Here is a 20,070-nt window from a genome sequence, read left to right as displayed (position 1 = left end):
GCCCCCCGCGGGTTGTCCGGGCCGCGGGCACGCCCCCCCGCCGCGGGGGCGCGGGCCGAGACGCCCCGCGCCACGGACGGCGCACCCCGCACCGGTTCCTCCCTCGGCTACCTCCGCCACGCGGCGGGGAAGCTGGGCGGCGCGCTCGTCTCGCTCTTCGCCGTCCTGGTCACCAGCTTCTTCCTCTTCCGGATCATCCCCGGTGACCCGGTGAAGGCGATGACCCACGGCGTCCCCACCTCGGCCGAGCAACTCGCCACGCTGCGCCGCCAGTTCGGGCTCGACGTGCCGCTGTGGCAGCAGTTCACCGACTACTGCGCCAAGGCGCTGAGCGGCGACCTCGGCACCTCGTTCCAGTTCCGCGCCCCCGTCGAGGACCTCATCGCGGAGAAGCTCCCCGCGACGCTGCTGCTCACCGGGGTCGCCGTGGTGATCTACTCGGCGCTCGGCCTGTGGCTGGGCACCCGCTCGGCCTGGCGGCACGGCGGCCTCGGCGACAAGCTGAACACCGGGATCGCGCTGACCCTGTGGTCGGTGCCGTCCTTCTGGCTCGGGCTGCTCCTCATCATCGTCTTCTCGGTGGGCATGGGTCCGATCCCCGGGCTCTTCCCGACCGGCGGCATGGAGTCGGGCACGGGCGAGACCGGTTTCGCGTACGTCCTGGACGTCGCCCACCACCTGGTCCTGCCCGTGGTCACGCTCGTCGCCGTCGGCTACGCGCAGACCCTGCTCGTGATGCGCTCCTCGCTGCTCGACGAGATGGGCGGCGACTACCTGACGACGGCGCGGGCGAAGGGACTGCGGGACGACGCCGTGCGCCGCCGGCACGCCGTGCCGAACGCGCTCCTGCCGACCGTGACGATGATCTTCATCAACCTGGGCCACGTGGCGGCCGGTTCGATCCTGGTGGAGACGGTGTTCTCCTGGCCCGGTCTCGGCGGCCTCTTCTACCAGGCGCTGAGCGTGCCCGATCTGCCGCTGGTGCAGGGCCTGTTCGTGGTCTTCGCCGGAGCGATGATCCTGATGAACCTGATCGCCGACCTGCTCTATCCGCTGCTCGACCCCCGGGTGGGCCGATGACCTCTCTCGCATGGGAGCGCCGCAAGGGTTCGGTCGCGCGCTTCTGGACGTCGTACCGGACCCACCGCGCCGGGCTCTACGGCCTCGTGGGACTCGCCCTGATCGCCCTGCTCGCGCTCACCGCCCCGTGGACCGTCGGCTCCGACGTCCAGTCGGTGACGGAGGCGCCGGGCACGGCCCTGGAGCCGCCGAGCGCCGAGTTCCCGCTCGGCACCGACCAGTTCGGGCGCTCGCTGCTCGGGCTGCTGATCTGGGGCGCCCGGATCTCGCTGCTCGTCGGCCTGCTCGCGGCGGCCCTCTCGGTCGCCATCGGAACCCTGGTGGGCATCATCGCCGGACACTACGGCGGCTGGTTCTCGACCGTCGTCATGCGGATCACCGACTGGTTCCTGGTCATGCCGACGCTGGTGCTCGCGATCGTCCTCGCCACCGTCATGTCCCGGTCGATGTGGACGGTGGTCCTGGCGATCGGCGTGACCTCCTGGCCCACCACCGCCCGTCTGGTGCGGGCGCAGACGATCGCGGTGGAGTCCCGCCCGTACATCGAGCGGGCGACCGCGCTCGGCGGCGGCCACCGGCACGTCATGACCCGGCACGTGCTGCCGAACGTGATGCCGCTGGTGCTCGCGCAGACCACCCTCGGCATCTCGACGGCCATCCTCACCGAGGCGACCCTCGCCTTCCTCGGCCTCGGCGACCCGACGGTGGTGTCGTGGGGCGGGATGCTCCAGGACGCCCGGGAGGCCGGCGCCGTCTCCTCCGGGCACTGGTGGTACCTGGCCCCGCCCGGGATCGCGATCGCCCTGGTCGCGCTCGCGTTCACGCTGTGCGGCCGGGCCGTGGAATCCGTGCTGAACCCGAAGCTGGGAGTGGGCCGATGAGCCTCCTGGAGGTGCGGGACCTGCGGGTGACGTACGGCTCCGGCGCGACCGCCGTGCCCGCCGTGCGCGGGGTCGACCTGACCCTGGAACCGGGCACCAAGCTGGGCGTCGCCGGCGAGTCGGGCTGCGGCAAGTCCACGCTCGCGCTCGCGCTGCTCCGACTCCTTCCGGCCTCGGCGCGGATCGAGGGCCAGATCCTGCTCGACGGCGACGACGTCCTCGCCATGTCCTGGGGGCGGCTGCGGGCCGTGCGCTGGGCGGGCGCGTCGATCGTCTTCCAGGGCGCGATGCACTCGCTGAACGCGGTGCACCGGATCGGGGACCAGATCGCCGAGCCGCTGCTCGTGCACGGCCGGGCGACCCCGGCGGCGGCCCGCACCCGGGTCGGCGAACTGCTCGAACACGTCGGGCTCCCGGCCGCCCGGGCCTCCGCCTACCCGCACGAGCTGTCCGGCGGGCAGCGGCAGCGCGTGATGATCGCGATGGCGCTCGCCTGCGACCCCCGGCTGATCGTCGCCGACGAGCCGACGACCGCGCTCGACGTGATGATCCAGGCGCAGATCCTGCGGCTGATCGAGCGGCTCGTCGCCGAGCAGTCCATCAGCCTCCTGATGATCAGCCACGACCTGGCGGTCCTCGCCGACACCTGCGACCGGCTCGCCGTGATGTACGCGGGCCGGGTCGTCGAGGAGGGGCCCGCGCGGGCGGTGTACGAGGCGGCCGCGCACCCCTACGGGCGGGCGCTGTCCTCGGCGTTCCCCCGCATCGGCGACCTCGCGTCCCGGCGGGCGCCGCGCGGCCTGCCGGGCGACCCGCCGGACCCGTCCGACCTGCCCGGCGGCTGCACCTTCCATCCGCGCTGCCCGGTGGCGGTGGACGCCTGCGCGGAGCACGACCAGGAACTGCGGGAGGCGGGCGCGGGGCGCCGGGCCGCCTGCGTACACGTGGGGAGCACGTCATGAACGGCGAGGCGCGTGGGGGACACGACGTGGGCGGCGAGGCGCGTGGGGGACACGCCGTGGGCACCGAGGCCCCCGCACGCCCTCTCCTGGCGGCGCGCGGACTGCACGTCACCTTCCCGGGGCGGCGGGGCGCGCCGCCCGCGCGCGCGGTGGACGGCGTGGACCTCGACATCGGCGCCGGCGAGATCGTGGCCCTGGTCGGCGAGTCCGGCTGCGGCAAGACGACGCTCGCCCGCTCCCTGCTCGGCCTGGTCCGGCCCACGGCGGGGTCGGTCACCTTCGACGGCCGGCCGCTCGCCTACTCCTCCGGGGCGCTCAGGGCCTACCGGAGGCGGGCACAACTGGTCCTCCAGGATCCGAGCGGTTCGCTGAACCCCCGGCACACCGTGTACGACGCGGTGGCGGAGGGACTGCGGATCCACGGCTACGAAGGGGACGAACGGGCGGCCGTCGCCGAGGCCCTGTCCCGGGCCGGGCTCCGGCCCCCCGAACGCTTCTTCCTCCGCTACCCGCACGAGCTGTCCGGCGGGCAGCGGCAACGCGTGGTCATCGCGGGCGCGCTCGTCCTGGAGCCCGAACTGATCGTCGCCGACGAGCCGGTGGCCTCCCTGGACGCGTCCGTCCGGGGCGAGATCCTGGCGCTGCTGCTGCGGCTCCGCGACGAACTGGGCCTGTCCGCGCTCGTGGTGACGCACGACCTGGGCCTCGCGTGGAACATCGCGGACCGGGTGGCGGTGATGTACCTGGGCCGGGTGGTGGAGACGGGGCCGGTGGAGTCCGTCCTGACGGACCCCCGACACCCCTACACCCGGGCCCTGTTGTCCGTCCTCCCGGAGTCGGAGGGCGCGCCCGTGATCCTCACCGGCGAGCCGCCGGACCCCTCCCGCATCCCGTCCGGCTGCCGCTTCCACGCCCGCTGCCAGCTCCTCGCCTCGGGCGAGGCGGGGCCGGTGGCGGACCGCTGCCGGGGGGAGGAGCTGCCGGTGCTGGGGGGTGGCGGGGGGCGGGGGGTGGCGTGCCACTGGACGACCCCGAACTGAACGCCACCGTTGTGGCCTCCACTGCACCTGGGCGGCGCCCCCGCGCCCCGTTGTGGGCGCACGTCCGCCGGGGCGGTGCCCACCCCGTTGTGGGCAGTCGTTCCGCTGGGGCGGAACGGGTGGGCACAACGGACCCGCGCCCTGCCGGCACCCGAGGCTCATGTGCCTGGACCCGCACCCCAGGTGCGCCGCACACGGGGTGCGGGTCCAGGCGCGGAACGCGGAGGCGCCGCTGAAGGGCGCCGTCCCGTGTGCCCACCCGTCCCGCCCCAGCGGGACGATTGCCCACACGGGCAGGGGGCCGCCCACCAGGGCGCGGCCCACACGGGCGGGGGGGCAACGCCCCGCAGGGCCGCGGCCCGCGCGGGCAGGGGCACCGCCCCGAAGGGCACGGGCCCACACGGTGGGCGGCGGTTCGCAGGGGTGGCGTGGTCCTTCAGCGGGGGTGGGCCCGGGGCGGGGTCAGGCCTGGTCGTATTCCTCCGTCAGTTCGCGGCACCGCTTCACGTCCCCCGCCATCGCCTGCAGCAGATCGTCCAGCGTGTCGAACTTGAGCATGCCCCGCACGTACGCCAGGAAGTCCACGGCCACGTGCAGCCCGTACAGGTCGAGCCCCTCGCGGTCGATCGCGTACGCCTCGACCGTCCGCTCCGTGCCGTCGAACTGCGGGTTCGTACCGACCGAGATCGCCGCCGGCATCCGCTCCCCCGCCGCCGTCAGCCAGCCCGCGTAGACGCCGTCCGCCGGGATCGCCGTGTGTGGCAGGGTCTCGACGTTGGCCGTCGGGAAGCCGAGCTCGCGGCCGCGCTGCGCGCCGCGGACGACGACGCCCTCGACCCGGTGCGGGCGCCCGAGGATCTCGGCGGCCCCGGCCATGTCGCCCTCGGCGACGAGGCGGCGGGTGAGGGTGGAGGAGAAGGGCTCGCCGCCGCCGGCGGCCCCGCTGACGTACAGGTCGATGACCTCGACCTCGTAGTCGTACGTGGCGCCGAGCTCGGTCAGGAAGGCGACGTTGCCCGCGGCCCGGTGCCCGAAGCGGAAGTTGGGGCCCTCGATGACGGCCTTCGCGTGCAGCTTGTCGACGAGCACCTTGACGATGAAGTCGGCCGGGGACAGCTGGGAGAACTCGGCGGTGAACGGCAGCACCAGCACCGCGTCCACGCCGAGCTCCGCGATCAGTTCCGCGCGCCGGTGGTGCGGGGCGAGCAGCGGCGGGTGGCTGCCGGGCCGCACGACCTCGGAGGGGTGCGGGTCGAAGGTGACGACGACGGAGGGGATGCCCAGCTCCCGGGCGCGCTCGACGGCACGCCCGATGATCAGCTGGTGTCCTCGGTGCACCCCGTCGTAGGAGCCGATGGTGACGACGCTGCGTCCCCAGTCCTGGGGGATGTCCTCCAAGCCACGCCAGCGCTGCACTGTGACCGCTCCTCGTCCGCCTGTTCGCCCTGTTCGCCTTACGCAGGTCTAAGACTGCCATGTCCACGGCCGTCGGTACGCATCGGCATGGCACTGCCGGGGTTCCGCAGCGCCCTGACGGTCTCCGGTCCGAGCAGCGGGGCCCAGTCCGCGGGGGCCTCGACCGTCCAGGCGGCGAGGAGCGCGGCGAAGACGGGCAGGTCGCGGACGGCTCCGGCCAGGGCCCGGTCGATCCGCCAGGCGCCTTCGGGGGTACGGACGCACAGCGCGCCGACCCGGTGGGCGAGCTCCCGGGTGCGCGGGACGGTGCGCAGCTCCGCGCCCTCCGCGGCGGCCCTCAGGAGCGCCTCCAGGACGCCGAGCTCCCCGGCCTCGGCCTCGTACCGCTCGTGTTCCAGGAGTACGTCGAGCAGCTCGGTCCGCAGATGCCGGGAGGCGCCGGTGCCGGGGGCGGCGAGGACGGGGGCCAGGGCGCGCCGCAGCGACGCGGGACGGCCCCGGATGAGGCCCGTGACCAGCGGGAAGAGGACCGCTCTGGCGACCGGGCCGTCCTCGAGGCGGCGGTCGACGAAGGCGGCGACGAGGGGGGCGCCGTCGGGGCGGTGGGCGGCGTAGTCGCGGACGAGGACGGCGATCCGGCGGGCGAGGGCGGGCGTGTCGATCTCCGCGAGGGCCCGCAGGACGGCGGCCGGTGCCTCGCCGGTGCCCTGCAGCCGGGTCCGGAAGGCGGCGAGGACCTCCTCGGGGTGGGTCGCGAGGGCTTCGGCGAGGGCGGCCGCGGGCACCCGGGGCTCGGCGAGGGCACGGGGCAGGTGGCGGGAGCGGCTGTGCGGGTCGCGGACGAGGAGGCCGAGGGCCGCGCCGTGCAGGGCCTGGTCGCCGGGGCGGGCGAGCAGGGCGAGGGCGGCGTAGCGGAGGAGTTCACGGTCGGCGGAGGTGGTGACGTGCGCGGCGGCCAGGTGTCCGTACGCGGCGGCCGCGACGCGCCGTTCCGGGCGCCCGTCGTCGTGGGCCCAGCGGTCGACGGCCCGGCAGAGCGCGGAGGGCTCGTCCTCGGCGAGGGCGGCGAGGAGGCCGTCGGCGAGGGGGTGGGCGGTGGCGACGAGCGCCTCGCAGAGGTCGTCGACGGCGAGCCCGCGGTGGGCGTGGAGGAGGGCCTGGGCGGAGGCGGCGACGGCGGGGCGGTCGTCGACGAACCAGCGGCAGAGGAGCGGCTGGACGCCCCGGGGGTCGGCGGTCAGCAGCGCGGCGACGGCGTCGAGGCTGCGGTCTCCGGCCGGCGGGTCGGAGGGGACGAGCCGGCGCAGCAGATCGATGCGCTCGTCCTCGCCGAGCGGCAGCGCCAGCCAGAAGGAGGTCCCGAAGGGGGCGAAGACCGGGTGCCGGTCCGGGCGGGCCCCGATCAGGTCGGCGAGCAGCCGCAGGACGGGCAGGTACGGCCGTGGGTCCGGCAGGCGCCGCACGCTCTCCCCGAGGAGCCGCGCGGCCCACCAGGCCCCGTCCCCGGCCCGCCCGGCCCGCCCGTCCCGGGCGAACCGCCCGAGCGCCTCGGCGAGCGCGGCGAGCCGCGGCCCGAGCCCGGCGGGCCCCCGCTCCCGGTGCAGCAGCAACAGCGCCTGCAACACGGGCCCGATCCGATGCCGGGGAACGGGTAGCGCCTCACCGACCGCTTCCCGGTGCCGGGAACCTCCGACGGGGGAGGCCCCGCCGGCGGAGTCGGCCCCCACAGCCCTGTCGGGCGCGGCGGGCGATACGGGCGCGCCGGGCCGCCGGGCCCCCGAGGTGCCGCCGGGGGTGGCAGGCCGGGCAGGGGTGGCAGGCCGGGCAGGGACGTCCGGCGCGGCGGGCACGCGGGTCCCCGCACCGGGACCTGGCCCGACGGGCGCGCCGGGAACGCCGGGCGGCCCGGTCCTACCGAAAGCGCCAGGAGTGCCCGGCCCCGCGGGCACCGCGGGCGCGGAGAGCCCGGCGCCTCCGCCGGAGGCGCCTTGGGCGGCCGGCTCGGCGTGGGCCCCGGGTCCGGCGAGGGAGCCGGGCGCGGCGGGGACACCAGGCCCGGCAAGGGCACCCAGCCCGCCGGACGCACCCGGCCCGGCGGGGCTGCCGGGCGCGGCGGGCCCCGCAGGTCCGCCGCGTGCCCCTCGCCCGTCGGGCCGACTGCGCCCGGCGGGCGCACCGGACGCGGCCGGTCCGGTCGGTGCGCCGGGCTCGGGGCCTTCCTCCGGAGTCGTCGCGGGCCCCGGGGGCGGGGCCTCGTGGTGGCGGTGGACCAGGGTGTGCAGGGCCGGGTCCAGGTCCAGGTGGGCGGCCTGGAGCCAGTCGGCGAGTTCTTCGTGGGCGAAGCGGTAGCCGGAGCCCGCGGGGACGAGCAGGCCCTCGGTGAGGACGGCCGGGGCCCAGCCCTCCCGCCAGGGGAACAGCTCCTCGAAGGAGGCCCGGTCCAGGACTCCGTGCCCGGGCCCGAGGCATCGGCGGGCCGCCTCGTGCACCCGGCCGGTGACACGCGCGGCGAGCCTGCGGACGGCCGTCCCGCGGAGCGGCGGCCGGGAGCCCGCGGCGATCCTGACGGCGGCCCGCAGGCACTTCAGGTCCAGGTGGGCGGTGAAGATCTCCTCGCGTGCGGGCCTCCCCGGCACCTCTCCCGGCAGCGCCGCCCGCACCTCGGCGAGCAGCCGCAGGGCGAGCGGGTGCCGGGCGTCCGCCGCGGCGAGGTCCGCCTCCCCGATCCCGTACCCCTCGCGTACGGCTCGGGCCTCCGTCTCGGAGTACGGCCCGAGGAACACGGCCGGGGGCATTGCGCCGGCGGTCCCGGTCGCGGGTGTGGTCGCGGCCGGGTCCGGGCCGTCGGGCCGTCCGGCCGGGGCCGTCGCGAGCCGGTGCGGGGTGCCCGCGTCCGCCGCCGGTCCGGGCGGGCCGCCGGGGTCCGCCGTCGGTCGGTGCAGGGCGCCCGGGGTGTAGAGCGTGCCCGCCTGTTCCCAGTGTTCCGGGCGGCAGGCGGTGATCAGACGGGCCCCGTGGGTGCGGAGCCAGCGTTCCGTGGCCGTCGTCCAGTCGGCGAGCCGGTGGGCCAGGAGCGGGGGCATCTCCTCGGGGCCGTCGAGGACGACGAGGAGCGGGCGGCCCGCGTCCCGGGCGAGGGCGGCGGCCCGCTCCGGGGTGGCGGTCGTGGTGTCGCCGAGCGCCCCGGACGCGGCGACGATCCGGCCGGCCTGGTGGAGGGCGCGGCCGACGGCGTCGGCGAGCGAGCGGTCCTCGGCGCGCAGGTCGGCCCCGCGCAGCCGGACGGTGGGGGCGGGGGCGACGCCCCGGGCACGGCGGGCGCAGAGCGCGGCGAGGGCGGTGGTGCGGCCGGTGCCGGGGGCGCCGACGAGGGCGAGGACGGGGGCGTCGCCAGCCGTGAAGCGGGCGAACTCACGGGCGCACTCGGGCCGTTCGACGGGCTCGGGCCAGGGGTCGGGGTCCGGCGCGGGCCCGGTGGTGGTGGCGGTGAGTTCCAGGACCGCGGCGAGGTTGAGGTCGGGTCCGTAGGCGGGGACGGTGGCCGCGTTGCGCCGGAGCAGGGCGGTGAGGGGACCGGCGGGCCGGAGCGGCACCGCGTATCCGGCGGCCCGGCGGTGGCCGTGCAGGGCGGTGCCGAGGACGGCGAGGACGGTGCCGGTGACGGTGTCGAGGACGGGTCCGCCGGCGGCCTGTCCGCCGCGGCGGAGCGCTTCGGCGCCCTCGGTGCCGATGGCGAGTTCGAGGGCGTCGGCGAGGGCGTGGAAGCGGTCGGTGGCGGTGTACGTGACGGCGGCGGGGCCGAGGACGCGGGCCTCGCGCCAGCCCTGGGCGGCGATCCGCACATAGGTGCCGGGCTCGATCTCGGGCCGGGTCGCGAGGGGCAGCGGGCGGCCGCCGAGCCCCTCGGTCCGTACGAGCGCGAGGCCGCTCTCGGGCAGGGGGGTGACGGCCTCGGCCTCGGCGAGGCAGGTCCGGTCGCCGGGGGCGTACAGGACGACGCGGCTGAGTCCGTCGACGGCCTCGTGGCTGGTGACGACCGTCCCGTGGTGGTCGGCGAGGAAACCGGTGCCGCGTGGCCGGCCCGCCGGATCGCAGATCCGTACCAGCGTCGCCAGGTCCCCGCTTCCCATGGTGTCGACGGTAGGCGGCCGGTGATCGTCCGAAGGCGTCCGCCGGGAAACGCGCCCCCCGACGCTCCCCCGTTCGCACCGAGCGCCTCCCCGATGGGGTGAATTTCGGCGGCTCCACGGGACAGACACTTCCCGGGGGAAACGAAGGGGGGAAAGTCGTGGGGGGGGGGGGCGCCCGGGGGCCCCCCCCCCCGGGGGCGGCGCCCGCCCCCGGCCCCGGGGGCCCCCCCCCGCGGGGGGGGCGCGCCCCCCCCCGGGCCCCCCCGCGCCCCCCCCCGTGGGGTTTATTGGCGGGGCCCCCCGGCAACCCCCACGCCCGGGGGAACCCTCGGGGGTAAATGGGGGGGGGGGGCCCCGCGCGCGGCCCCCCCCCACGATGGGCTCCCGGAAGGCCTCGGCGACGAGGTCCCGGAAGGCCTGGGCGACGAGCGCCCGGAAGGACTCAGCCGAAGACGGCGAGGCTCTTGGCCTTGCCCCGCTGCTCCTCGACGAGCGCGAGCAGCTCCCCCTCGGGCCCGAAGACCGCGACGGGCCCCTTCGGATACTCCGGCATCTCCAGTCGGACGCCGTTGAGCAGCAGCCTGGCCCGCTTCTCGTCGACCTCCCAGCGCGGGAACGCCGCCGCGGCCGCGTCGGCGACCGGCATGACCGTCAGCTCCTCCTGGAGCTGGTCCAGGGTCCGGGCCGAGTCCAGCTTGTACGGGCCGACCCGGGTGCGCCGCAGCGCGGTCAGGTGGCCGCCGACGCCGAGTCCGGCGCCGAGGTCCCGGGCGAGCGCCCGGATGTACGTACCGGAGGAGCAGACCACCGAGACGACCAGGTCGATGACGGGCGTGCCGTCCTCGGCGGTGTCGTCGCGGACGTCGTACACCCGGAAGGAGGAGACGGTGACCGGGCGGGCCGGGATCTCGAACTCCTCGCCGCCGCGCACGCGCGCGTACGACCGCTTGCCGTCGATCTTGATCGCGGAGACCTTCGACGGCACCTGCATGATGGCGCCGGTCAGTTCGGCGACGCCCGCGTCGATCTGCTCCCGGGTGACCTTCGAAGCGTCGACCGACGCCGTGATCTCGCCCTCGGCGTCGTCGGTGATCGTCGTCTGGCCCAGGCGGATGGTGCCCAGGTACTCCTTCTCGGTCAGCGCGAGGTGACCGAGGAGCTTGGTGGCCCGCTCCACGCCGAGGACGAGGACGCCCGTGGCCATGGGGTCGAGCGTGCCGGCGTGGCCGACGCGACGGGTCTTGGCGATCCCGCGCATCTTGGCCACGACGTCGTGCGAAGTGAAGCCCGACGGCTTGTCGACGATGACAAGCCCGTCGGGCGTCTTTCCCGAGGTGCTCATTCGGCGGCTTCGTCCTCGCCCGGCTTCTTGTAGGGGTCGGCGTCGCCCGCGAAGGTCGCGCCCGAGGAGGCCTGGCGCACCTGGGCGTCCGAGGCCCGCGCCTTGTCGAGGAGGTCCTCGATCGTCCGCGCGTTCTCCGGGAGGGCGTCGGCCACGAAGGTCAGGGTCGGGGTGAACTTGGTCCCCGCCGCCCGGCCCACGGCCGAACGGAGGATGCCCTTGGCGCTCTCCAGGCCGGCCGCCGCGCTCGCCCGGTCCTCGTCGTCGCCGTAGACCGTGTAGAAGACCGTTGCCTCCCGCAGGTCGCCGGTGACGCGGGTGTCCGTGATGGTCACGTGCGTGCCCAGGCGGGGGTCCTTGATGCCGCGCTGCAGCTTCTCGGCGACCACCTCCCGGATGAGGTCCGCCAGCTTCTTCGCCCGCGCGTTGTCGGCCACTGGTCCTTCTCCTTCTTTGCCTTGCTCAGATCAGTCTTCATCAGTGTGGAGCCTTCGGCGCACCGAAAGGAGTTCCACCTCCGGACGCGCGGCGACGAGCCGCTCACAGCGGTCGAGCACGTCCGATACGAACCGCGAGTCCCCGGACACCAGCGCGACGCCCAGTCGGGCCCTGCGATGGAGGTCCTGGTCGCCCACCTCGGCCGCGCTCACGGAGAACTTGCGTTGGAGCTCGGCGACGATGGGCCGGACGACGGAGCGTTTCTCCTTCAACGAATGAACGTCGCCGAGGAGCAGGTCGAAGGACAGAGTCCCCACGTACATGTGGTGCCGGATGTCCCGCCGGTTCGGGTTCGGTGGCCTGCCGGGCCGTCGCTCGGCAGGGACACCAGAACCGTACACGCAACGGCCGGGGCCGATCGACGGAAATATCTTCCGCCGACCGGCCCCGGACGCAGCCCTACGCGTTACGCGCGCGGCTTCTCGCGCATCTCGTACGTCGCGATGACGTCGTCGATCTTGATGTCGTTGAAGTTTCCGAGGTTGATACCACCCTCGAAGCCCTCGCGGATCTCGGTGACGTCGTCCTTGAAGCGGCGCAGACCCTCGATGTTGAGGTTCTCCGCGATGACCTTGCCGTCGCGGATGAGGCGCGCCTTGGTGTTGCGCTTGACCTCGCCCGAGCGGATGAGGACACCGGCGATGTTGCCCAGCTTGGACGAGCGGAAGACCTCGCGGATCTCCGCCGTACCGAGCTCGACCTCTTCGTACTCCGGCTTGAGGAGGCCCTTGAGCGCCGCCTCGATCTCCTCGATCGCCTGGTAGATGACCGAGTAGTACCGGACGTCGACGCCCTCGCGCTCCGCCATCTGCGCGGCACGGCCGGCCGCACGGACGTTGTAGCCGATGACGATGGCGTCGGAGCCCATGGCCAGGTCGATGTCCGACTCGGTGACCGCACCCACACCGCGGTGCAGGACGCGGATGTCGACCTCTTCGCCGACGTCGAGCTGGAGCAGCGAGGACTCGAGGGCCTCGACCGCACCGGACGCGTCGCCCTTGATGATGAGGTTGAGTTCCTGGACGAGACCGGCCTTGAGCACCTTGTCGAGGTCCTCGAGGGACACCCGGCGGACGCGCTTGGCGAAGGCGGCGTTGCGCTCACGCGCGGCGCGCTTCTCGGCGATCTGACGGGCGGTGCGGTCCTCGTCGACGACGAGGAAGTTGTCGCCCGCACCCGGGACGTTGGTGAGACCCAGGACGAGGACGGGAGTCGACGGGGTCGCCTCCTCGACGTTGTTGCCCTTGTCGTCGAGCATCGCCCGGACGCGGCCGTACGCGTCGCCGACGACCATCGTGTCGCCGATGCGCAGCGTTCCGCGCTGGACCAGGACGGTCGAGACGGCGCCGCGACCGCGGTCGAGGTGGGACTCGATCGCGATGCCCTGCGCGTCCTGGTTCGGGTTGGCCCGAAGGTCGAGCGAGGCGTCCGCGGTGAGGACCACGGCCTCCAGCAGGGAGTCGATGTGCAGACCCTGCTTGGCGGAGATGTCGACGAACATCGTGTCGCCGCCGTACTCCTCGGCCACCAGACCGAACTCGGTCAGCTGACCGCGGACCTTGGTCGGGTCCGCGCCCTCGACGTCGATCTTGTTGACCGCGACGACGATCGGGACGCCGGCGGCCTTGGCGTGGTTGAGCGCCTCGATCGTCTGCGGCATGACGCCGTCGTTGGCCGCGACCACGAGGATCGCGATGTCGGTCGACTTCGCACCACGGGCACGCATGGCGGTGAACGCCTCGTGACCCGGGGTGTCGATGAAGGTGATGCGACGCTCTTCGTCGTTGACCTGGGTGGAGACCTGGTAGGCACCGATGTGCTGGGTGATGCCACCGGCCTCGCCCGCGACCACGTTGGTCTTGCGGATCGCGTCGAGGAGTCGGGTCTTTCCGTGGTCGACGTGACCCATGACGGTCACGACCGGCGGACGGGAGACCAGGGCCTCTTCGCCGCCCTCGTCCTCGCCGAACTCGATGTCGAAGGACTCGAGCAGCTCACGGTCCTCCTCCTCCGGCGAGACGATCTGAACCTGGTAGTTCATCTCGTCGCCGAGGAGCTGCAGCGTCTCGTCGGAGACGGACTGCGTGGCCGTGACCATCTCGCCGAGGTTCATCATGACCGCGACGAGCGACGCCGGGTTGGCGCCGATCTTCTCCGCGAAGTCGGTGAGGGACGCACCGCGCGACAGGCGAATGGCTTCGCCGTTGCCGCGAGGCAGCATCACGCCGCCCACGGACGGGGCCTGCATGGCCTCGTACTCCTGGCGCCTCTGACGCTTCGACTTGCGACCACGACGCGCGGGACCGCCGGGACGACCGAAGGCGCCCTGCGTGCCACCACGGCCACCCGGGCCGCCGGGACGGCCGCCGAAGCCGCCGGGACGACCGCCGAAGCCGCCGCCACCGCCGCCGGGACCACCCGGACGACCGCCGCCGCCACCGGGACCGCCGGGACGACCGGCGAAGCCGCCGCCGCCACCGCCGGGACCGGCCGGACGACCGGCGAAGCCGGGACGACCGCCGCCGCCGCCGGGACCGCCCGGACGACCGCCGGGGCCACCGGGGCCACGACCGCCGGGGCCGGGACGCGGGCCGGCAGCGGGACGCTGCGGCATCATGCCCGGGTTCGGACGGTTGCCGCCGGGCGCGCCGCCCGGACGGGGAGCCTGCGGACGGGGCATGCCACCGGGGGTGGGACGGGCGCCGCCCTGACCCTGCGGACGCGGAGCGCCACCGGGGCCGCCCTGCGGACGCGGGGCGCCCGGAACGGCACCGGGGCCGCCGGGACGGGGAGCGCCGCCACCCGGACGGGGCGCCTGCGGGCGCGCCATTCCGGTGGAGCCGCCCGAGGTGAAGGGGTTGTTGCCCGGACGGGGACCGGCCGGACGGGCACCGCCCGGACGGGGGGCCTGCTGGCCGCCGGGGCGCGGAGCACCCTGGCCCTGCGGGCGGGGGGAACCCTGACCCGGGCGGGCGGGACGCTCGCCGGCGGGACGGGGGCCCGGGGTGGCGCCACCGGGGCGCGGACCGGCGGCGGGAGCCGACGGGGGCGCGGTGAACTCCGGGGCGGCCGGAGCCGGCGTGACCGGCTTGGGCGCGGGCTTCGGGCCCGGGCGGGGGCCCGAGGCGGCCGGAGCCGGAGAGGGGGTGCTGCTCGCGGGCGCGGCCGGGGTGACCGGCGCGGGGGCCGCGGGCGCGGCGGGGGCCGGCTTGGGGGCCGGGGCGCCGGGCTTCGGGGCAGCGGGACGAGCCGCGGCGGCCGGGGACGGCGCCGCGGGGGAAGGCGTCGCCTTGCGGGGCGCGCCGGGCTTGGCAGCGGTCTTGCCGGCGTTGCCGCCGGGACCCTGCAAAGCGTCAGTCAACTTGCGCACGACCGGCGCCTCGATCGTCGAGGACGCCGAACGGACGAATTCACCGAGTTCTTGGAGCTTGGCCATGACGACCTTGCTCTCCACACCGAACTCCTTGGCGAGTTCGTATACCCGGACCTTAGCCACTTTGCTCCTTTGTGAGGTCCGGTTACCGCCGGACCGTCGCTACTTCATGGGCGTACTCATCGCGTACTCATCGAGTGCTCATCGCAATCTCGACCTACTTCCAACTCGCGAGGTACCTGACCGCACGGTGTTCCGTGCCGTACTTCTTGCTCACTGCGGTGCCGCTTGCTCGACGTGGTGGCGGAGTGCCTCCGTGTCGAGCGGTCCCTGGACCTTGAAGGCCCTCGGAAAGGCCCGGCGACGGACCGCCAGGTCGAGACAGACCACGGCGGGGTGCAGGTACGCACCCCGGCCGGGCAGCGTACCGCGATGATCAGGAACGCACTCGTCCTTGTTCACCACGATCCGCAGCAGATCGCTCTTGGCCGCTCGCTCCCGGCATCCCACACAGGTTCGCTCAGGGCACGCGCGGGCATGCGTCCGGCCAGACACTATTAAGTCTACCTCCCCGCACCGACCCCACCCGTTCGGGGCAAGAATCGAACAGTCGTTGTCCAAAAACGGTCTCAGCCCTGGGGCTCGGCCGGCTCCGTGTCCGGACGGATGTCGATCCGCCAGCCGGTGAGCCGCGCGGCGAGGCGGGCGTTCTGGCCCTCCTTGCCGATGGCCAGCGACAGCTGGTAGTCCGGCACCGTCACCCGGGCGGAACGGGCGGCGAGGTCGACGACCTCGACCTTGGAGACCCGCGCCGGGGAGAGCGCGTTCGCCACCATCTCGGCCGGGTCGTCCGACCAGTCGACGATGTCGATCTTCTCGCCGAGCAGCTCCGCCATCACGTTGCGGACGCGGCTGCCCATCGGGCCGATGCAGGCGCCCTTGGGGTTCAGGCCCGAACGGGTGGAACGGACGGCGATCTTGGTGCGGTGACCGGCCTCGCGGGCGATGGCCGCGATCTCGACCGAGCCGTCGGCGATCTCCGGCACCTCCAGGGCGAAGAGCTTCTTCACCAGGTTGGGGTGCGTGCGCGAGAGGGTGACGGACGGGCCGCGGACGCCCTTCGCCACCCGGACGACGTACGTGCGCAGCCGCAGACCGTGCGTGTACTCCTCGCCCGGCACCTGCTCCTGCACCGGAAGGATGGCCTCCAGCTTGTCGTCCAGCTTGACGAGGACGTTCTTCGGGTCCTTGCCCTGCTGCACCACACCGGCGACGACATCGCCCTCGCGGCGGGCGTACTCGCCGAAGGTCACGTCGTTCTCGGCGTCCCGCAGCCGCTGCTGGATGACCTGGCGGGCGGTGCTCGCCGCGATCCGGCCGAAGTCCGACGGGGTGTCGTCGAAGTCCTTGGGCTCCTGGCCCTCCTCCAGGTCGGAGGGGTCCTCCTTCGCCCACACCGTCACGTGACCGGTGGCCCGGTTCAGCTCCACGCGCGCGTGGCGGCGGGCGTCGGGGGTGCGGTGGTACGCGATGAGGAGGGCCGACTCGATCGCCTCGACCAGCATCTCGAAGGAGATTTCCTTCTCCTGTGCCAAGCCCTTCAGGAGCTTCACGTCGATGTCCACGGCTACGCCTCCTCTTCCTTCTTGTCCTTGCGGTTGAACTCGATCTCGACACGCGCCTTGGCGATGTCGGCGAAAGCGACCCGGCGGGCGGTGGGCTTGCGCCCCTTCACGCCCGGTACCTCCATGTCGAGGCCGTCCTCGTCCACGGCCAGGATGCGGGCGACCAGGTCCCCGCCCTCGGCGAGCTGCAGCTTCACCAGGCGGCCGGTGGCGCGCACGTAGTGGCGGTGCTCGGTGAGGGGGCGCTCGGCGCCGGGGGAGCTGACCTCGAGGACGTACTCGCCGTCGCCCATCACGTCGGTCTCGTCGAGCTTCTCGGAGATCTCGCGGCTCAGCTCGGCGCAGACGTCCAGCTCCACGCCCTCGTCCGAGTCGACGACGATCCGCAGCAGCCCGCGGCGGCCGGCCCGGGACACCTCGATCTCTTCCAGATCCAGGTCCTTCGCGGCGACGAGCGGCTCCACGAGTCCGCGCAGCCTGTCGCTCTGGGTGGTGCTCATCCGGGTGACTCCTCGGCCGCGTGTGCTGTTGTGGGTTCGTCGCGTGTCAGACCAAAGGGTATCCGGTCCGGGAGGGTGTTGCCGTCCATCGCCCCGGGGCCCGCGGGTACGCTCGCCTGCGGTGATCTCGACGATCTTCGACGGCGGACGGCAGACGGGGAGAAGGCGTGACGACGACGGGCAGGCGCGCGCTCCTCGTGGCGGGCGCGGCGGCGGGCGCGGCCGCCCTGGCGGGCTGCACCTCCTCCCCCGGCGGGCGGCCCCGGCGGCCGAGCGCCACCGAGCGTGAGGCCGAACGGGTGGCGCGCGCCGAGGCGGCCCTGCGACTGCGGTCGGTGACCGCCGCGCGCGACCTGCTGGAACGTTACGACGCGACGCTCGCCGCCCACCCTGCCCTGGCCCCCCGGCTGACCCCGCTGCGGCGCGCGGTGGCGGCCCACGCGAAGGCCCTCGGCGAGGGCGGGACGCAGGCGGAGGCGGCGGGCGGGGACGGCGCGACGGCGGGCGGGGACGGCGCGACGGCGGGGCCCGACGGGGCCACCGGCTCCGCGACCACGACCGCCTCCGCGAAGCCCGCGGGGGCCACCGGCTCCGCAGCCGCGACCGTCTCCGCGAAGCCCACCGCCTCTCCCTCGCCCGTACGGGTGGCGGCCGATCCCCGGGCCGCCCTCCGGGAGCTCGCCGCCGCCGAGCGCGCGGCCTCCGACGGCCACTCCGCCGCCCTGCTCACGGCCCCGCCCGAGTACGCCCGGCTGCTCGCCTCCGTCGCGGCGGCCGGCGCCGCCCACGCCTACCTGCTGACCGAAGGAGCACGGGCATGAGCGCCCTCGACGCGACCCAGGCCGCGCTGGCCGCCGAACACGCCGCGGTGTACGGGTACGGGGTCGTCGGCGGCCGGATCGGCCCCGAGCGGCGGGCGGAGGCGACCGCCGCGTACGAGGCGCACCGGGCGCGGCGGGACGCGCTGCGCCGGACCGTGCGGGACCTCGGCGGGGCGCCGGTGGCGGCGGAGGCCGCGTACGAGCTGCCGTTCCGGGTCGCGGCCCCGGCCGACGCGGTGCGGCTCGCGGCGGTCCTGGAGGACCGGGTGGCCGGCGTGTACTCCGACCTCGTCCGGGCCACCGGGGGCCGGGCGCGCGCGGAGGCGGCCGCCGCGCTCCGCGAGGCCGCGGTACGCGCCGTCCGCTGGCGCGGCAGCGACGTAACCTTTCCTGGGCTCGCCGAGCGGGTGTAGTCCCCCCGACCGAGTCCCGCCCCGACCGAAGGAACAACGTACGCATGGGTTTCGAACCGCCGCAGCGACTGGTCAGGACGCTCGGTGAGACGTACGGGGACGCCGCGGCGGCCGAGTGGCTCGGGGAGCTGCCGGAGCTCGCCGGCCGGGCGCTCGACCGGGCCTCCCTGGACACCGAGCGGGTGATGGCCCCCGGCGGACGGAGCAGCCTGGTCGTGCTCGTCCGGCGCGCCGACGGCTCCCCCGCCGCGCTCAAGATCGCGCCGCCGTTCACCCGTCCGGACCTGGAGCGGGACGCGCTCGCGCACTGGAACGGCTGGGGCGCGGTCCAGCTCCTCGACGAGGCCGGGGAGGGCGCGCTCGTCCTCGAACGGCTCCACCCCGAGGTCTCGCTGCGCTCCCTGCCGGAGGCGAAGGCGCTCCTGGAGGCGGCGGGCACCGTGCGCAGGCTCTGGGTCGAGCCGCCTGCGGGGCACGGCTTCGAGACGGTGACGGAGCGGACGGCGGCGCAGGCCTCCGCCATGGAGCTCCACCGCGCCGACGCCGCCGCCGGGGAACTGACCGCGGCGGCGCTCACGGCCCGCGAGGAGCTGGTCGCCGCCGAAGCGGAGACGGTGCTGCTGCACGGGAACTTCCGGCAGGGCAAGGTCCTCGCCGGCGACCGGACGCCCTGGCTGGCCGTCGGCCCCGAGCCGCTGGTCGGCGAGCGGGCCTACGACCTCGCCCGGCTCGTACGGGACCGGGTCGAGGACCTGGTGGCCGCCTCCTCGGGGGCCTCGGCGGCCCGGCGGCGGGTCAACAAGCTGGCGGACTCCCTGGACCTGGACCGGGAGCGGCTGCGCGGCTGGAGCCTGTTCCGCGCGGTCGAGTCCGGGACGCGGGCGCTGGCGGCGGGGCGGCGGCAGGACGCCGAGCTGCTCCTCGAGTTCGCGAGCTGGCTCTAGGGGAATACCCTTTTTGTACTGTTCGGCTCGATCCAGGGGGCCGCGATGATGCAAGAGCTGGTGATGGCGGCGGCCGGCGCGGCCGCGGCGGCCGCGGTGTACGCGGGCGCGGCGGCGCGCGTGGTCAAGCAGTACGAGCGCGGCGTCGTCTTCCGCTTCGGCCGGCTGCGCGACGACATCCGCTCCCCCGGCTTCACGATGATCGTTCCGCTCGTCGACCGCCTGCACAAGGTGAACATGCAGATCGTCACCATGCCCGTGCCGGCGCAGGAGGGCATCACCCGCGACAACGTGACGGTACGGGTCGACGCGGTCGTCTACTTCAAGGTCGTCGACGCGGCCGACGCGCTGGTCCGCGTCGAGGACTACAAGTTCGCGGTCTCCCAGATGGCGCAGACCTCGCTCCGGTCCATCATCGGCAAGAGCGACCTCGACGACCTGCTGTCCAACCGGGAGAAGCTCAACCAGGGCCTCGAGCTGATGCTCGACAGCCCGGCGATGGGCTGGGGCGTCGCCATCGACCGCGTCGAGATCAAGGACGTCTCCCTGCCCGAGACGATGAAGCGCTCCATGGCCCGGCAGGCGGAGGCGGACCGGGAACGGCGGGCGCGCGTGATCAACGCGGACGCGGAGCTCCAGGCCTCGAAGAAGCTGGCCGAGGCGGCGGGCGTGATGTCCGACCAGCCGGCGGCGCTGCAGCTGCGGCTGCTGCAGACGGTGATGGCGGTGTCCGCGGAGAAGAACTCGACGCTGGTCCTGCCGATTCCGGTGGAACTGCTGCGGTTCCTGGAACGGGCGACGCCGGAGGCCGCGCCGGAGACGGGACAGGCTTCGCCGGTGCCGCCGGGGTCGTCCGCTCCGCTGCCGCCGGTGTCGCCGGGGTCGTCTGCTCCGGTGCCGCCGTTGAGCGAGGCGTATCTGAGGGGGCGGGCGGCGGCGGAGGAGGCGGTCGAGGACCTGACGGGCTCCTCGGTGGAACCCACCCACAGAGACCCCGACCCCTGACACCCCCCGGGCCCGCCGCCCCCTGCGGGCGGCGCCCACT

17 protein-coding genes are annotated in these 20,070 nt (G+C 74.8%); 8 read left to right on the top strand and 9 right to left on the bottom strand.

The window, feature by feature from the left end; translation table 11 throughout:
* The first annotated feature begins 12 nt into the window (after window positions 1-12).
* Genes ACIGW4_RS21465 through ACIGW4_RS21450 form a run of 4 tightly spaced genes read left to right on the top strand, consistent with a single transcriptional unit; the run spans window position 13 to window position 3,963 of the window.
* Complete coding sequence (locus ACIGW4_RS21465) at window positions 13-1,080, top strand: ABC transporter permease (RefSeq protein WP_399582322.1); 1,068 nt, start codon at window positions 13-15, stop codon at window positions 1,078-1,080.
* On the top strand, window positions 1,077-1,961 hold the full coding sequence (locus ACIGW4_RS21460) for an ABC transporter permease (protein WP_359592392.1): 885 nt from the start codon (window positions 1,077-1,079) through the stop codon (window positions 1,959-1,961). Before ACIGW4_RS21465 ends, ACIGW4_RS21460 begins: the two co-directional genes overlap by 4 nt.
* Window positions 1,958-2,923, top strand: coding sequence for an ABC transporter ATP-binding protein (locus ACIGW4_RS21455; RefSeq protein ID WP_123455682.1), 966 nt, complete (start codon window positions 1,958-1,960; stop codon window positions 2,921-2,923). Before ACIGW4_RS21460 ends, ACIGW4_RS21455 begins: the two co-directional genes overlap by 4 nt.
* Window positions 2,842-3,963 (top strand): ABC transporter ATP-binding protein, encoded by a 1,122-nt coding sequence (locus ACIGW4_RS21450; protein ID WP_399582321.1) that lies wholly within the window; start codon window positions 2,842-2,844, stop codon window positions 3,961-3,963. Before ACIGW4_RS21455 ends, ACIGW4_RS21450 begins: the two co-directional genes overlap by 82 nt.
* A 462-nt stretch (window positions 3,964-4,425) precedes the next feature.
* On the opposite strand, the gene ACIGW4_RS21445 is transcribed toward ACIGW4_RS21450, so the two are convergent.
* From ACIGW4_RS21445 to rimP, 9 genes are all read right to left on the bottom strand, one after another.
* Window positions 4,426-5,379 carry a bifunctional riboflavin kinase/FAD synthetase gene (locus tag ACIGW4_RS21445; RefSeq protein ID WP_123455680.1) on the bottom strand — a complete coding sequence of 318 codons (954 nt, stop codon included), beginning with the start codon at window positions 5,377-5,379 and terminating at the stop codon, window positions 4,426-4,428.
* 38 nt (window positions 5,380-5,417) lie between these two features.
* Window positions 5,418-9,509, bottom strand: a complete 4,092-nt coding sequence (locus ACIGW4_RS21440; protein WP_399582307.1) for a trypsin-like peptidase domain-containing protein — start codon at window positions 9,507-9,509, stop codon at window positions 5,418-5,420.
* A 442-nt stretch (window positions 9,510-9,951) separates the two neighbouring features.
* Window positions 9,952-10,851 (bottom strand): tRNA pseudouridine(55) synthase TruB, encoded by a 900-nt coding sequence (gene truB / locus ACIGW4_RS21435; RefSeq protein WP_398713364.1) that lies wholly within the window; start codon window positions 10,849-10,851, stop codon window positions 9,952-9,954.
* Entirely contained in the window at window positions 10,848-11,288 is a 441-nt protein-coding gene (gene rbfA / locus ACIGW4_RS21430) for a 30S ribosome-binding factor RbfA (RefSeq protein WP_123455677.1), read from the bottom strand. The genes truB and rbfA overlap by 4 nt, the downstream gene beginning before the upstream one ends.
* A 30-nt stretch (window positions 11,289-11,318) precedes the next feature.
* On the bottom strand, window positions 11,319-11,612 hold the full coding sequence (locus tag ACIGW4_RS21425; RefSeq protein ID WP_123455676.1) for a DUF503 domain-containing protein: 294 nt from the start codon (window positions 11,610-11,612) through the stop codon (window positions 11,319-11,321).
* Window positions 11,613-11,755: 143 nt separating this feature from the next.
* Window positions 11,756-14,845, bottom strand: coding sequence for a translation initiation factor IF-2 (gene infB / locus ACIGW4_RS21420; protein WP_123455675.1), 3,090 nt, complete (start codon window positions 14,843-14,845; stop codon window positions 11,756-11,758).
* A 150-nt stretch (window positions 14,846-14,995) separates the two neighbouring features.
* Entirely contained in the window at window positions 14,996-15,277 is a 282-nt protein-coding gene (locus tag ACIGW4_RS21415; protein WP_078954177.1) for a YlxR family protein, read from the bottom strand.
* A gap of 74 nt (window positions 15,278-15,351) precedes the next feature.
* Window positions 15,352-16,347: a transcription termination factor NusA gene (nusA, locus tag ACIGW4_RS21410; RefSeq protein WP_123455674.1), complete on the bottom strand. Its 996-nt coding sequence runs from the start codon at window positions 16,345-16,347 to the stop codon at window positions 15,352-15,354.
* Between the two features lie 2 nt (window positions 16,348-16,349).
* Window positions 16,350-16,847 carry a ribosome maturation factor RimP gene (rimP, locus tag ACIGW4_RS21405; RefSeq protein WP_398713361.1) on the bottom strand — a complete coding sequence of 166 codons (498 nt, stop codon included), beginning with the start codon at window positions 16,845-16,847 and terminating at the stop codon, window positions 16,350-16,352.
* A gap of 167 nt (window positions 16,848-17,014) precedes the next feature.
* Here rimP and ACIGW4_RS21400 point away from each other — a divergent pair, with 167 nt between their 5' ends.
* From ACIGW4_RS21400 to ACIGW4_RS21385, 4 genes are read left to right on the top strand one after another with little or no spacing between them, the layout of a single operon-like run.
* Window positions 17,015-17,668 carry a hypothetical protein gene (locus tag ACIGW4_RS21400; RefSeq protein ID WP_399582300.1) on the top strand — a complete coding sequence of 218 codons (654 nt, stop codon included), beginning with the start codon at window positions 17,015-17,017 and terminating at the stop codon, window positions 17,666-17,668.
* Window positions 17,665-18,081 (top strand): ferritin-like domain-containing protein, encoded by a 417-nt coding sequence (locus tag ACIGW4_RS21395; RefSeq protein ID WP_123455671.1) that lies wholly within the window; start codon window positions 17,665-17,667, stop codon window positions 18,079-18,081. Before ACIGW4_RS21400 ends, ACIGW4_RS21395 begins: the two co-directional genes overlap by 4 nt.
* Before the next feature lie 44 nt (window positions 18,082-18,125).
* Complete coding sequence (locus ACIGW4_RS21390) at window positions 18,126-19,025, top strand: aminoglycoside phosphotransferase family protein (protein ID WP_399582297.1); 900 nt, start codon at window positions 18,126-18,128, stop codon at window positions 19,023-19,025.
* A gap of 45 nt (window positions 19,026-19,070) precedes the next feature.
* On the top strand, window positions 19,071-20,030 hold the full coding sequence (locus ACIGW4_RS21385) for an SPFH domain-containing protein (protein WP_398713354.1): 960 nt from the start codon (window positions 19,071-19,073) through the stop codon (window positions 20,028-20,030).
* The last annotated feature ends 40 nt before the right edge of the window (window positions 20,031-20,070 follow it).

The organism is Streptomyces sp. NPDC053513 (assembly GCF_044544765.1).
Classification (GTDB): Bacteria; Actinomycetota; Actinomycetes; order Streptomycetales; family Streptomycetaceae; genus Streptomyces; species Streptomyces litmocidini.
This window is presented reverse-complemented; position numbering and strand designations above follow the sequence as displayed.